Origin of the sequence: Corynebacterium sp. KPL2680 (assembly GCF_040225675.1) — a bacterium.
GTDB classification, from domain to species: domain Bacteria; phylum Actinomycetota; class Actinomycetes; order Mycobacteriales; family Mycobacteriaceae; genus Corynebacterium; species Corynebacterium rhinophilum.
Map to the genome: position 1 here is coordinate 1 of NZ_JBEHFM010000012.1, position 13,492 is coordinate 13,492.

Below are 13,492 nucleotides of genomic sequence, written 5' to 3' on the forward strand. Positions count from 1 at the left end.
TGTTCAGCGAGAGGTCCTCATTGTTCTCATAGAGGGCCACGGCATCGCGTTTGAACTGTTCTCAGTACCTGGACATGATAGTAGATTACCTTTCTTTCCAGCGCGACTGGGCTAGATATCAGGTGTCCACCAAACAGGGGCCCGGTTCAAGCTCGAGCGGATCCGGGGTGTGGGGAAGCTAGGGGCATCGGAAAGCGCATGCTCCCCGTCAAAACAGGAACAGCCCCGCCTCCTGGCATGTTCTCAATGCTGTTGGAGGCGGGGCTGGAGGTGCTTTAAGAGCGAATACTAGTTAACTCGGCCGGTTTCCTTGCGGTACTGGCGGTAGTAGCGGCGCCCATAGTGAATGGTGCCGGCGGCGGCGATGGCCACCACAACCAGGGAAATGACGCCGATGGCGATGGTCAGACCGTAGTTGCCTTCACCTGCGGTGCCCAGCGGGGTGTCCCACACGCCGAGGCCCCAGATGAGGATGCCGGCTGCTGGCAGGCAAGACAGGATCAAGCCCATGCCGACCCACGTGGAGGTGCGGAGAAGGGAAGAGTGAGGAGCTGCGAAGGATACTGGGTCGTAGCCTTCGATGTAGTTGTCCTGAATCTTGCCGGAGAACTCCGGATACGTTTCGCTCTGGTAGTCAGCAACTACGTGGGTGTTATCGCTCATGGCGGAGTCTTTCTGTCTTTCTCTCGTTCCTAGTATTCCTACGGAATAACTCTAGCTTAGTCGTCCTTGCCACGGAAAGCAGCACGTGCACGTTCGCGGGTAACGGCAGATACTGCAGTCAGTGGGACGCCAGCCGGGCAGACATCGGCGCACTCACCGTAGAGGGAGCAGTGGCCGAAGTTGGATTCCAAATCAGCAACCATGTTGCGAGCACGGCTGCCGCGCTCTTCTTTGCCCAGCGGCATCATGGACAGGTGAACCAGCTTGGCACCGGTGAACAGGTGTGCCGCACCGTTCGGGCAGGCAGCAACGCAGGCACCGCAACCAATGCAGGCGGCGTGGTCCAGCGAGTACTCGGCGGTCTCGTGGTTGATGTGCATGGTATCGGCATCCGGTGCGGTGCCGGCATCCATGGATACGTAACCGCCCTGCTCCATCACGTGGTCCAGTGCGGAGCGGTCAACCACCATGTCCTTGATGACGGGGTACGCAGCGGAGCGGAAGGGCTCCAGCTGGATGGTGTCGCCATCGTTGAAGTTGAACAGGCGCTGCTGGCAGGCAGGGGTGTTCTGACCAGGGCCGTGTGGGCGACCGTTGACGGTCAAACCACAGGTACCGCAGATGCCCTCGCGGCAGTCAGAGGCGAAAGCGAAGGGCTCTTCGCCGCGCTCAATGTAGCCTTCGTTGACGTGGTCCAATAGCTCCAGAATGGACATCTGCTCGGAGGCATCATCCACCCGGACGGTTTCGAATTTACCTTCCTGGGTGGGTCCGGCTTGACGCCAGATCTCAAGTGTCAATTTCATTACTTGTAGTTCCTTGTCATCAGCGGGATCGAGTCAAAGTACAGGGGTTCTGCGTGGCGGATGAACTCGTTCTTGTTCTCGCCCGGCTCCCAGGCGGAAACGAAGCACCAGTTCTCATCGTCACGCTCGGCTTCGCCTTCTTCAGAAAGGTGATCTTCGCGGAAGTGAGCGCCGCAAGACTCATCGCGGTCAAGGGCGTCGATGCACATGAGCTCACCCAGGTCCAGGTAATCGGCAACGCGCAGGCCGTATTCCAGGACTTGGTTCATGTCATTCGCCTCACCAGGGATGCGGACGTTCTTCCAGAAGTCATCGCGCAGGGCGCGGATCTTCTCGATGGTGTCCTTCAGGTCCTCGACGTTACGGGACACACCGCAGCCGAAGTACAGCAGATCACCCAGCTGGCGGTGGTAGTGGGACGGACCGTGCGGGTCATCGCCGTGGACCTGCATCAGCTTATCGATGCGCTCCTGGGACTTCTGCACGGCTTCCTGTGCCTCAGCGGAATCCTCGGCCAGCTTGTCCTCGTTGAGGTGGTCAGCCAAGTAGTTCGGGATGGTAAACGGCAAGGTGAACCAGCCGTCAACGGAAGCCGAAAGCAGGGAGTTAGCGCCCAGGCGGTTAGCGCCGTGGTAGGTCCAGGAGCACTCACCGGCGGCGAAGAGGCCGTCAATAGAGGTCATCTCGTTGAAGTCGGTCCACAGGCCGCCCATGGTGAAGTGGCAGGTAGGAGCGATGCGCATTGGGGTCTCGTACGCGGACTCACCAATGGCCTCTTCATACATCTGAATGAGGTTGGAGTAACGCTCGCGGATCTTATCCTTACCCAGACGCTCGATTGCGTCACGGAAGTCAAGGTAGACCGAGTTCTTCAGCGGTCCAACGCCCAGGCCCTTGTTAATCTGCTGCGAGATTGCACGGGAGGCAACGTCGCGGGGGACCAAGTTACCGAAGGCCGGGTAGCGGCGCTCCAAGAAGTAGTCGCGCTCTTCATCCGGAATGGTGTTGGGGTCGCGGTCATCGCCCTCTTCCTTGGGCGACCAGATGCGGCCATCGTTACGCAGGGACTCCGACATCAAAATGGTCTTGGACTGCCAATCGGAGTTGACCGGCAGGCCCGTCGGGTGGAACTGCACGAACGCCGGGGAAGCCAGGTAAGCGCCCTTGTCATAAGCACGCATCATGGCGCTGGCGTTGGAGTTCTTTGCCAGGGTGGACATGTGGTAAACGTTGCCGTAACCACCGGTACCCAGGATGACGGCGTGGCCCGTGAAGGCCTTGAGCTCACCGGTAATCAGGTTGCGGGTAACGATGCCGCCCGCGCGCTTCTTGCCGTTTTCCTCGTAGGTGATGATGTCCTGCATATCGTTGTGGGCAAAAAGCTCCACATTGCCCAGGCCGATCTGACGGTACAGTGCAGAGGTCGTGGACAACTGCAGCTGCTGACCTGTTTGGCCACGGGTGTAGTAGGTACGGGAGACCTGCACACCACCGAAGGAACGGGTGGCCAGGGTGCCGCCGTACTCACGGGCGAACGGGGCGCCGATGGCGTTCATGTGGTCAATAACGCGAACGGACTCGTTAGCCAGGCGCCAGCAGTCGGACTCGCGGCAACGGTAGTCGCCGCCCTTCACGGTGTCCTTGGTGTGGCGGTAAGCGGAGTCGTTATCCACCTTCTTGGCGCGGGAGGCGTTGACACCACCCTGCGCAGCAATGGAGTGCGCGCGGCGCGGGGAGTCGTGGTAGGTAAAGACCTTGACGCCGTAGCCCAATTCACCAAGGGCTGCCGCAGCAGCACCCGCGGACAAGCCGGTACCTACAACGAGGACCTCGAACTTGCGGCGGTTCAGTGGGGAGACCAGGTTCATGTGGTCAACGTGGTGAGCCCACATATCCTTCATCGGCACGCCGTGCGGTTCCTGGGATTCCAGGATATTACCAGCGGAGACGCCCTCAACGCTGGACTTTGGGTGCGAGAAGTTGGGGTGTTCACGCTTGAGTTCAGTAGTAGTCATGGGTTCCTATCTCCTTTAGCTGACCAAGCCCAGGGCAACGGACAAAGGCATAACGATGTTGCCGATGCATACAACGGCCGGGATGATGTACGCCAAGACCAAGAAGGTCTGACGCCATTTTGCACCGGTGATACCCAGGTCAGATGCGGCGAGGCGGATGCCGTGGGTCAGGTGCAGGAAGAGGCAGCACATTGCCAGCACGTAGAAGATTGTGACCGGCCAACGGCTAAAGGTTTCGATCATATTGGCCTTGACAGAGCCTTCAACGAAGCCCTCTGGGGCCATCGGCTGTACGCCCAAGGTGAGGTCCAGCAGGTGGAAGATGATGAAGAGCAGCAGCACTACACCGGTCACCAGCATGGACTTGGTGGCGAAGGAATCCAGGCCACCCATCAGGTTGGTGCGCTTGAACTTGCCGCGGGATGCCTTGGAGCGGGAAGCCAAGGTAAAGGCACCGTAGATGTGGGCAAGGATTGCCACGATCAGCACGATGCGGATGATCCACAGGGCAGAGCCGTGCGGCAGCAGCGGTTCACCCATCGAGCGCAGGAACTCGCCGTACTCATCCAGTGCGGGCTCACCGTTGTGTGCCGGCATGTACAGCTTCAGGTTGCCGGCCATGTGGCCGACCACGAAAAGCGCAAAGAGCAAACCGGTGACGGCCATGATGAGCTTCAGTACCCACGATGGCGTTCCGGAATTCTGACGAATTGGTTCATTAGTGATGTGGCCGTGAGCAATTGCCTCACGGTCCGGATTTCTTAAAGTCATGACACCTCCATAGTCGTACTTACCTTAACCGGGCTTAACCGCTGGTTACTAGTTATTTTCGAGCAGCCATTCGCTCCTGGTTCGCAGGCACGATCAGGCGGTGAGATCTTTTAGGTAAGGGTATCCTGAGAACAAGAATGCGAAAACGCTGTCACCTTGGCCACCTTCATTTACGCAATACAGATGTTTCATATTTATGAACCAAACTGTGAGCTTCACCACTCCGTGTTACGCGAGTGATTAACCCACCCCTTTATGTGTCAAACTTTCGCATGAAACCCCACAAACCCGGTGTCCAGGTAGCGAAGAGTCTTCACAAAATTTTCGCCATAAAGATGCACACGCGCGCTTTCTACTAGTAATCTTTGGCGCATGAGTAAGACGTATGTGGGCTCTCGCCTTCGCCAGCTTCGCCGTGAACGCGATCTCAGCCAAGCCTCCCTAGCTGGCACCCTCGGCCTTTCCGCCAGTTACGTCAACCAGATTGAACACGACGTCCGCCCGCTGACCGTGCCGGTTCTCCTGCGCATTACCGAGGTCTTTGGCGTCGATGCCACGTTTTTCTCCCGCGATGATGATTCCCGCCTCCTCGCAGAGATCCAGGACGTCATCCAAGACAAGGAACTGTGCCCTTCCCCAGTGGAACTGCAGGAGCTTTCGGAGCTGGTGTATAACCACCCCACCGTTGCCCGCACGCTTGTCGATGTACACCGTCGCTATCGCAATGTGCGCGATAAGCTGTCGCTGGCTACGGATACGAGGAGGACATCGGAAAGCGCAGCTGCCTTATCCATGCCACACGATGAGGTGCGCGACTTCTTCTACGCCCGTCAGAATTACCTGGACGGGCTGGATCACCGCGCGGAGGAACTTGCCGGTGAACTCGCCGTTTCTGGGTTCGGCATTCGCGATACCGAGCAGGCGCTGGCAAACCGGCTGCGCGAGGAACACGGCGTAGAAATCGAGCTGACGGCGCAGATGGATGGCACGCTGCACCGCTTTGACCGCGAGAGCGGGCAGTTCACGCTCGCCTCGCGCCTGAGCGAGGGCCAACGCGCCTTCCGCATGGCCGCCGAGCTCGGCCTGCTCGAGGCCCAAGACCAGATCTCCGCGCTGGTGGCCGATGAGCCCTTTACCTCTGATGCCTCCCGCAGCCTGGCGCAACGCGGCCTGGCCAGCTACTTCGCCGCCGCCACGCTCATGCCCTATGCCATGATGCACAGCGAAGCCGAGCGCGCCGGCTACGACGTGGAGTATCTGTGCCAGGTCTTCGGCGTGGGATATGAGACAGTCGCATCCCGGCTCTCCACCCTACAGCGCGATAACCTGCGCGGCATTCCCTTTACCTTCGTGCGCGTGGATCGTGCAGGCAATATGTCCAAGCGGCAATCCGCCACCGGCGTGCACTTTTCCAATAACGGCGGCACCTGCCCACTGTGGAATATCTACGAGACCTTCACCCGCCCGGGGGTCATTTCGCGCCAGCTCGCGCAGATGCCCGATGGCCGCAACTACCTGTGGATTTCCCGCGCCGTGCAGCACCACCAAGGACGCTATGGCGATACTAATAAGCTCTTCGCCATTGGCTTAGGCTGCGAGGCCCGCCATGCCGACCGCACGGTCTATGCGGAGGGCCTTGACCTCACCAATCTCCACGCAGCCACCCCCATCGGTCCAGGGTGTCGGACCTGCGCCCGGGAAAACTGCTCGCAGCGCGCTTTCCCGCCCATCAACGAGGCGATCGATATCGATATCCACCGCTCGGCGGTCGCGCCTTACTAGCTGGGCTTTTAGCCGCACACAGCGAAACGGCACCGCGGTCCTCCTTTCTGGAGAACGCTGCGGTGCCGTTATGCGGTATAGGGGCGCTTGTTTAGAGGTTGATCATGTGGCCGCTGATGCCCTCGGCGGCTTCCTTCATGGCCTCAGACAAGGTCGGGTGGGTGTGTACGTTGCGGCCGATTTCCTCAGTGGTCAGGTCGAAACGCTGCGCCAAGGTCAGCTCAGGCAAGAGCTCCGAAACGTTAGAGCCCACCATGTGTCCACCGATGAGCTCGCCGAACTCGCCGTCAGCAATAAGCTTGACAAAGCCAGCGGTCTCATTCAGGCCGGCTGCCTTACCGTTTGCGGAGAACGGGAAGGTAGCAACCTTGATGTCCTTATCCGGGAACTTCTCCTTGGCTGCCTCTTCGGTGTAGCCAAAGGATGCGACCTGCGGGTTACAGAAGGTAGCGCGCGGCATGTTGTTGTAGTCACCCAAGAGCTGGGTTTCTGCATCAGCAATGGTTTCTGCCGCCACGACGCCCTGTGCCTCTGCCACGTGTGCCAGCTGCAGCTTCGCGGTGACGTCACCGATGGCGTAAATGTGGTCAACGTTGGTACGCATACGGTCATCGATGTCGATGGCACCGCGCTCAGTCAGCTCAACGCCAGTGTTCTCAAGGCCAAAGCCCTCAACGCGTGGGGCGAAGCCGATGGAGATCATGGCGCGATCCACGGTCAGGGTGTCCTGCTTGGAACCGTCCTTGGATTCCACCTCAACGGTGACATCGTCGCCGTTGTCCTTCACAGAGGTGGTCTTGTAACCGGTCAGGAGTTTAACGCCGAGCTTCTTATACTGCTTGGCAATCTCCTTGGATACGTCCTTGTCCTCGTTCGGCAGGACGCGGTCCATAAACTCCACGATGGTAACGTCCACACCGTAATTGGCCAGCACGTAAGCAAACTCCATGCCGATGGCGCCGGCGCCCACGATGACCATGGACTTCGGTGCTTCCTCGTTCAGGATCTGCTCTTCATAGGAGACGATATTGCCGCCGAGCTCAACTCCAGGCAGGGACTTGACCACGGAACCGGTAGCGATGATGCAGTCATCAAAGGTAACGGTCTTACCCTCATCATCGCCCTCAGTAATCTCAATGGTCTTATCGTCCTTGAAGGAACCCAGACCGTTGATCTCGGTGATCTTGTTCTTCTTCATCAGGTAGTGAACGCCCTTGACGATGCCCGAAGAAACCTTGCGGGAACGCTTGTGGGCTACACCGAAATCAAAGGAAACATCGCCGGAGATGCCAAAAGCCTTCGCCTCGTGGTTGAAGGTGTGGGCGACTTCTGCATTCTTCAGCAGCGACTTGGAGGGAATACAGCCTACGTTGAGGCAGACTCCGCCCCAGTACTGCTTTTCAATAACAGCGACTTTCTTTCCAAGCTGAGCTGCGCGGATGGCGGCAACGTAGCCGCCAGGGCCCGCACCGAGTACTACTACGTCATAATGTTCGTTAGTCACGCCCTACAGGATACGTAACTTTGTCCTCAATGTCGCGTAATTGGTCACACTTGGGGGCACCCCACCCCATGCGGCGGTGAGGAGAAGGAAAGGGCCCTGCAAAGGGGGCATCGGCAAGCAGCAGATGCACCTCCGCAGGGCCCTTAAGCATTCGTGGACTTAAATCACGCCCAAGGATGCTAGCAGCGTGGAATATGCATCCATTGCAGAGTGGATGAATGGCCCAATGAATTCATTGAAGGACACGAGGGCGGAATCAAAAAGGTTCATTGCTGTTCTTTCTCTTGATGGGGCGCGAGTACACAATCTCGCTGCTTAGCTTTTCACACTAAAAGCACTAACGCAGCCGCTACTGATGTTATTACAGGCGCCAACCACGTCACGCTGTGCTTCATTGGGAAATTATGACATAGAAACCTCAGTTGTCACAGCGTTACTTATCATTGATAGCGGAAAAGGCAATGAAGGTATGCCTACCCCCGCTACTCCCCCACATCAGTGAAAGTCTTTACCGGCAAGCATTTATTGGGCAGTATTAATGGTTAGGTCTACATGTAGGAATACTGAATATACTTCCCTCAACATGCCGATTTTTCGCGGCCGAAGTATAGTTATCGAGTCCACTCCCCACTGGAAAGAAGCACCATGAAGCGTCTTAATTCTATCCTCGCGGCAGCTGCGGTTTGCACGGGCTTAGCTTATGCCCCCGTGGCGGGCGCAGCCGAGCTCACCCCGCAGCAGGTAGCGGGCGATGCCGCACAGTCCACGATTTCCCCGCTGGAACCTACCCCGGAGATCGAGGGTAAGTCCTGGTACAAGAAGTACAAGGACGACGCGCGCGTTGAAACGCTCGAGGCAACCTCGCCGGCAATGAATGACCGGAAGATTCCGCTAGCCGTCATCCGCGCCAAGAGCGAAAACCGCCCAACCATTTACCTGCTCAATGGCGCAGGCGGAGCAGAGCAAGACATGGACTGGCTAAAGCTTTCTGATGCCGTTGATTTCTACCACGAAAAGGACGTGAACGTCGTAGTCCCGCAGGCCGGTGCGTTCTCCTACTACACCGACTGGATCTCTGAGCCGAATTCAGAATTCCTGCAGGGACCGCAAAAGTGGGAAACCTTCCTTACCAAGGAGCTGCCGGGTGCCATTGAAAAGCACATCAACGCGGATAACCACCGCGCCATTGCCGGCATGTCCATGTCCGCCACCTCTTCCCTGCTGCTAGCCCAACACAACCAGGGCTTCTACGATGCAGTGGGCTCCTACGCCGGTTGTGCCGCTACCGCTTACCCACTGGAACGCAAGGGCGTAGAGTTGACGGTCAACCGCGGCGGCGGCAGCGTGGATCAAATGTGGGGTCCGTACGGCTCCGAGACCAACCGTTACAACGACGCCATGATGAACGCTGAGAAGCTACGCGGTACCGAGCTATACATTTCTTCCGGTTCTGGCTTGGCCGGCGAGGAAGATACGTTCTCCTATATCCAATCCAAGGGCTACAATCCGCTACAGGCAGCGCAGGGATCCGCCACCCTGCAGATTGAAGGCGGAGCCATCGAGGCCGGGGTAAATTACTGCACCCACAATTTCAAGGCCAAGCTTGACCAGGCCGGCGTGCCAGCCACCTTTAACTTCCGCAATACCGGAACCCACTCGTGGCCGCACTGGAACCAGGATCTGAAGGATTCTTGGCAAGTATTCGAGAAGGCATTCAATAGCTAAATTTAGGCTTTGCCTGACGGGCGGTAGGATCGCAATATTATGACATTGCTTCCTACCGCCTTTTCGCGTGCGCATACTGATCCTTATACCGGCGTGGACTTCAACCTTGGTTTTGAAGTCACCCACTACACGCTGGACTTGAACTACCGCGTGGAGCCAAACCTGTTGCAGGGTGAGGCCATTTTAAGCGTGCGCGCGGTGGAAGAGCTGACCTCCTTAACATTGGACCTCGGCGGGGCGATGGTGGCCCGGCGAGTGACCGCCAAGCACGCGCCGCGGGTGGCTAAATTCCGCCAATCTTCGGGGAAGCTGCGTCTGCGTTTTGCAGACGAGATTCCTGGCGGGATTGAGTTTGAGCTGCACATTCGCTATGGCGGCAGCCCGCGCCCCATCCGCACCACGTGGGGCGAAATTGGCTGGGAGGAAACCGAATCCGGCTCTTTGGTGGCCAGCCAGCCCAATGGCGCGCCCAGCTGGTTCCCGTGCGATGACACGCCTTCAGAGAAGGCGACGTATGACATCATCATCACCGCCGATAGCCCCTTTACCGTCATTTCCAATGGCGAATTGGTCTCCCGCAAGGCCGGCGGTTCCACCACTCGGTGGCACTACCGCACACGCCACCCCATGGCCACGTACCTCGCAACGGTGCAGGTAGGCGAGTTTTCTTCTTATTCGCTGGGAGCTGATACCCAGGCGTGGGCGCCGGCGTTCTTGCGCGAGCGCGTGCGCGAAGAATTCTCCCGGCAGCAAGAGATGGTGGATTTCTTCTCCTCTATCTACGGGCCTTATCCTTTCCCCGCCTATCAGGTCGTCATTACCGAGGATGAGCTGGAAATCCCCCTCGAGGCCCAGGGCCTGTCCATTTTTGGTTCCAACCATGTGAAAGGCGATCACGCCTTCGAGCGACTCATCGCACACGAGCTTTCCCACCAATGGTTTGGCAATTCCGTTGGCCTTTCTGCATGGAAGGATATTTGGCTCAATGAGGGTTTTGCCTGCTACAGCGAGTGGTTGTGGGGTGAGCACAAGGGTGCCTCCTCCGCGCGCGAGGCGGCGCGCTCGCATTACCAAGTTCTGATGCGCAAGCGCCAAGACATCAAGGTTTCTGATCCCGGTGCGCGCGATATGTTCGATGACCGCGTGTACAAGCGCGGGGCCCTCGCGGTGCACGCCATTCACCGGCTGCTTGGCGATGCCTTCTTCCCCGCCCTCACCTCCTACCTCACCCAGCATCAACACTCCGTGGTTCAGCCCTCCGATCTTCTCTCGTCCTTCCGGGAGGCTGCGCCGGACGCAGCTCTTTTCGATGCCACCGTTGCCGCATGGCTCGATGAAACCGCGTTGCCCAAGTTTCCGGACTAGTGGTTTTGGTTGCGTTTTAGGTGCGTTTTGGGCGTGTTTGGTTGTGGCTGAGCCCATTCTAGTGGGGAATGTACAGTCTATTGACCAATTCCTTTCTTGCGGTTGCGCTGGTGTTTTATTGACCTAGAATAGAACATGAAAGCGAAACAGGAAGGAGGGAACCATGGAAACTGCTAAGCATACAGAAATCAATTCAGCGATTTCTGATGTGGCTGCGGGGCTTACGCGCCTGCGCAACCTTATGCAGAATCCGGACGATCTCTCCTTCGAATTGCTCCACCCTAACTTCGAGCATTTAGAACGGGCGCTGGGCAATAAATCCACTATCGATGCCGCCTTTGCCTTTATTGCAGAGCGCGATGATGCCGGCAGGCGGGTCGGCTCCTCTAAGGCTAAGGACTATTTAGTCGCCCGCCTTGGCCTCACGGAGTCCGAAGCCGCCGCACGCCTGCGCAACGGCAAGAACCTCTTTGCACCCATCGAGGATCCTGAACCTACTCCCCCGCCAGCAGACGACGAGGCAGACGCGGCCGCGCAAAAGAAAGCCGAGGAGGAAGCGCGCCGCCGCGCCGAACGTGAGCGCCGCGCGGAAGAACAGCGCCGCAAGAAGCTCTTCGAGGAAGACCCTATCCCAGAGCGCATCCTCAACCTCATCGAACGGGAGCTGCGTAACCTCAATAAGTTCGCGGTTCCTGGGCCGCGGGAGCTGCGCAATAAGGCTCTAGAGGAGGCTAAACGCCGCTCCTATGAGTCCCTGCGCGATTGGCTGCGGCAGGCTATCCGCAAGGCGAATAAGCATGCCGTCGATCCCTCTGGGAAGCGCGACCCACACGCGGCTACCCGCAAGCGCCGGTTCAGCATTTCTAACCAAGATGCAGACGGTGGCGTGCACATCTCCGGTTACCTCGATGCCTCCGCCGCCGCTGTCTTGGCCAGCGCTTTCGCCCCTGCCAAGAATAAGGGCAGCGAAAGCCTGAGTCCCGAAGACGATACGCGCACCTATGCCCAGCGCATGGCAGATCAGTTGACTGCGGCACTGGGGAGCTACTTGTCCGCAGGCCAAAAGAAATCGGACGGTCTCGGTTCCTTCTTCGTCGCCACCACTCTTGAAGAGCTACAAGCGATGAGCAGTGACACCCGCTTTACCACGAGCGTGGGAATCGACCTATCCCCGCTCGATCTTCTCCGCTTGGGCGCCGCGCAGCACGACTTTTTCTGCGCCGTTGATGACAAGGGCTTCCCGCTCGAGCTCGGGCGCACCAAGCGCACCGCTTCGCTGTGGCAAAAGCTGGCGCTCGCCGCCAGTGAAATCGTATGCACCCACCCAGACTGCAACCGGCCGTGGCAAGACTGCGATGTTCACCACCTGCAGGCGTGGTCCCACGGGGGAGCTACAGACCTCCGGAACCTGACCCTGTTATGCCGCCGACATCACGTGGACAATAACGATAACCGCGATGGCCGTAATGGCATGGGGCATGCGGAAAGAGACCCGGAAACGGGCCGGGTGGGTTATCGCTCGGCGCATACCGGAGGTCTTTCCCCCTCGGTAGAGCTCAATGACTCCCCCGCTGCGGAGCAAGCCCCGGCGCGCAAGCTCACCGACCCGCCTGCTCAGCCTCATGAACCGGTGGATTCACCACCCAGTTTCCCGGCCGATTCGCCATCCACTTCCGGGACGAACTCACCACCTAGTCCGCCACCTCCCGGCGCAGCGTGACCATGCCCTACTACCCACCCTCTACCGTGCTTTCGGGCCGTACGATCATGTCGTGCGGCCTAGAAGTGCGTGTACAAGCATTTTGGGACTGTCCACGCGCAGAGCTTTTACGGACTGCCCTACACTGGAGACTCATGCACACCATGCTCGTTACTGGCGGCGCCGGCTTCATCGGCGCCAATTTCGTGCGCCTCATGGCCAAGGTGCGCCCAGATACCCGCATCACTGTTCTGGATAAGCTGACCTATGCCGGCAACCGGGATAATCTTGCGGGGATCGATGTGGAATTAGTGGAGGGCGATATCGCGGATGCTACGGTGGTGAATCCGCTCGTCGCCAAGGCGGATATCGTCGTGCACTTCGCCGCCGAGTCCCATAATGATAATTCCCTGCGGGATCCCTCCCCGTTTATCCAGACCAATGTGGTGGGTACCTATACCCTTCTGGAGGCGTGCCGGGCATGCGATGTTCACTTTCACCACGTTTCTACCGATGAGGTCTTCGGGGACTTAGAAATTGGGGCGCATACCAAGTTCACTGAGGAAACCGCCTATGCGCCCTCCAGCCCTTATTCGGCCACCAAGGCGAGCTCCGATCACCTCGTGCGGGCATGGGTCCGATCCTTTGGCCTGCGCGCCACCATTTCTAATTGCTCGAATAATTATGGGCCTTACCAACACATCGAAAAGTTCATTCCGCGCCAAATCACCAATATCCTTTCCGGGCATACGCCTAAGCTCTATGGCACGGGTGAGCAGGTGCGCGACTGGATCCACGTCGACGATCACAACGCGGCAGTGCTAAAAATCATCGAGGAAGGGCGAATTGGTGAGACGTATAATATCGGCGCTGACCAGCCGGACATCGATAATAAGCGCATCATCGAGATGATCTGCGAAATCATGGGACATACCCAAGGAGGTCGGGCTCTGTACGAGCACGTAGCTGACCGCCCCGGCCACGACCAGCGCTATGCCATGGATGCTTCCAAGCTGCGCCGCGAATTGGATTGGCAGCCCCGTTATACCGATATCCGGGCGGGACTAGAAGATGCCATCGCCTGGTATCGCGATAACGAAACTTGGTGGCGCTCACAAAAGGATTCTGTAGAAGCCCGCTATAAAGAGCAAGGACAGTAATT

The 13,492-nt window shown here is 58.3% G+C and carries 10 protein-coding genes; 5 read left to right on the top strand and 5 right to left on the bottom strand.

Translation table 11 applies throughout. From position 1 onward, the window contains the following. Positions 1-288: 288 nt before the first annotated feature. Genes ABRP66_RS07235 through ABRP66_RS07250 form a run of 4 tightly spaced genes read right to left on the bottom strand, consistent with a single transcriptional unit; the run spans position 289 to position 4,255 of the window. The gene (locus ABRP66_RS07235; protein WP_005276566.1) at positions 289-663 is read right to left on the bottom strand and encodes a hypothetical protein; all 375 of its coding nucleotides are present in this window, start codon (positions 661-663) and stop codon (positions 289-291) included. A 56-nt stretch (positions 664-719) separates the two neighbouring features. Beyond that, positions 720-1,469: a succinate dehydrogenase/fumarate reductase iron-sulfur subunit gene (locus tag ABRP66_RS07240; RefSeq protein ID WP_284628488.1), complete on the bottom strand. Its 750-nt coding sequence runs from the start codon at positions 1,467-1,469 to the stop codon at positions 720-722. Next, positions 1,469-3,484 (bottom strand): fumarate reductase/succinate dehydrogenase flavoprotein subunit, encoded by a 2,016-nt coding sequence (locus ABRP66_RS07245; protein WP_284770773.1) that lies wholly within the window; start codon positions 3,482-3,484, stop codon positions 1,469-1,471. Before ABRP66_RS07245 ends, ABRP66_RS07240 begins: the two co-directional genes overlap by 1 nt. A gap of 15 nt (positions 3,485-3,499) precedes the next feature. Beyond that, a complete protein-coding gene (locus ABRP66_RS07250; RefSeq protein ID WP_284770772.1) occupies positions 3,500-4,255 on the bottom strand; it encodes a succinate dehydrogenase cytochrome b subunit in 756 nt (251 codons plus the stop codon). Positions 4,256-4,627: 372 nt separating this feature from the next. On the opposite strand from ABRP66_RS07250, the gene ramB reads away from it, so the two are divergent. Next, positions 4,628-6,037 (top strand): acetate metabolism transcriptional regulator RamB, encoded by a 1,410-nt coding sequence (ramB, locus tag ABRP66_RS07255; RefSeq protein WP_284770771.1) that lies wholly within the window; start codon positions 4,628-4,630, stop codon positions 6,035-6,037. Positions 6,038-6,128: 91 nt separating this feature from the next. On the opposite strand, the gene lpdA is transcribed toward ramB, so the two are convergent. Beyond that, positions 6,129-7,541 carry a dihydrolipoyl dehydrogenase gene (gene lpdA / locus ABRP66_RS07260; protein ID WP_005276561.1) on the bottom strand — a complete coding sequence of 471 codons (1,413 nt, stop codon included), beginning with the start codon at positions 7,539-7,541 and terminating at the stop codon, positions 6,129-6,131. Positions 7,542-8,186: 645 nt separating this feature from the next. On the opposite strand from lpdA, the gene ABRP66_RS07265 reads away from it, so the two are divergent. From ABRP66_RS07265 to rfbB, 4 genes are all read left to right on the top strand, one after another. Then, complete coding sequence (locus ABRP66_RS07265; RefSeq protein ID WP_284783180.1) at positions 8,187-9,266, top strand: alpha/beta hydrolase; 1,080 nt, start codon at positions 8,187-8,189, stop codon at positions 9,264-9,266. A 39-nt stretch (positions 9,267-9,305) separates the two neighbouring features. Next, positions 9,306-10,631 carry a M1 family metallopeptidase gene (locus tag ABRP66_RS07270; protein WP_284785482.1) on the top strand — a complete coding sequence of 442 codons (1,326 nt, stop codon included), beginning with the start codon at positions 9,306-9,308 and terminating at the stop codon, positions 10,629-10,631. Between the two features lie 163 nt (positions 10,632-10,794). Further along, a complete protein-coding gene (locus ABRP66_RS07275) occupies positions 10,795-12,351 on the top strand; it encodes an HNH endonuclease signature motif containing protein (protein ID WP_284770768.1) in 1,557 nt (518 codons plus the stop codon). A gap of 134 nt (positions 12,352-12,485) precedes the next feature. Further along, complete coding sequence (rfbB, locus tag ABRP66_RS07280) at positions 12,486-13,490, top strand: dTDP-glucose 4,6-dehydratase (protein WP_284770767.1); 1,005 nt, start codon at positions 12,486-12,488, stop codon at positions 13,488-13,490. Positions 13,491-13,492 lie beyond the last annotated feature (2 nt).

Excerpts from the sequence above, each read along its gene's own strand:
- ABRP66_RS07235 (WP_005276566.1), bottom strand. The coding sequence starts at position 663 with ATGAGCGATAACACCCACGTAGTTGCTGACTACCAGAGCGAAACGTAT.
- ABRP66_RS07240 (WP_284628488.1), bottom strand. The coding sequence starts at position 1,469 with ATGAAATTGACACTTGAGATCTGGCGTCAAGCCGGACCCACCCAGGAA.
- ABRP66_RS07245 (WP_284770773.1), bottom strand. The coding sequence starts at position 3,484 with ATGACTACTACTGAACTCAAGCGTGAACACCCCAACTTCTCGCACCCA.
- ABRP66_RS07250 (WP_284770772.1), bottom strand. The coding sequence starts at position 4,255 with ATGACTTTAAGAAATCCGGACCGTGAGGCAATTGCTCACGGCCACATC.
- ramB (WP_284770771.1), top strand. The coding sequence starts at position 4,628 with ATGAGTAAGACGTATGTGGGCTCTCGCCTTCGCCAGCTTCGCCGTGAA.
- ABRP66_RS07265 (WP_284783180.1), top strand. The coding sequence starts at position 8,187 with ATGAAGCGTCTTAATTCTATCCTCGCGGCAGCTGCGGTTTGCACGGGC.
- ABRP66_RS07270 (WP_284785482.1), top strand. The coding sequence starts at position 9,306 with ATGACATTGCTTCCTACCGCCTTTTCGCGTGCGCATACTGATCCTTAT.
- ABRP66_RS07275 (WP_284770768.1), top strand. The coding sequence starts at position 10,795 with ATGGAAACTGCTAAGCATACAGAAATCAATTCAGCGATTTCTGATGTG.
- rfbB (WP_284770767.1), top strand. The coding sequence starts at position 12,486 with ATGCACACCATGCTCGTTACTGGCGGCGCCGGCTTCATCGGCGCCAAT.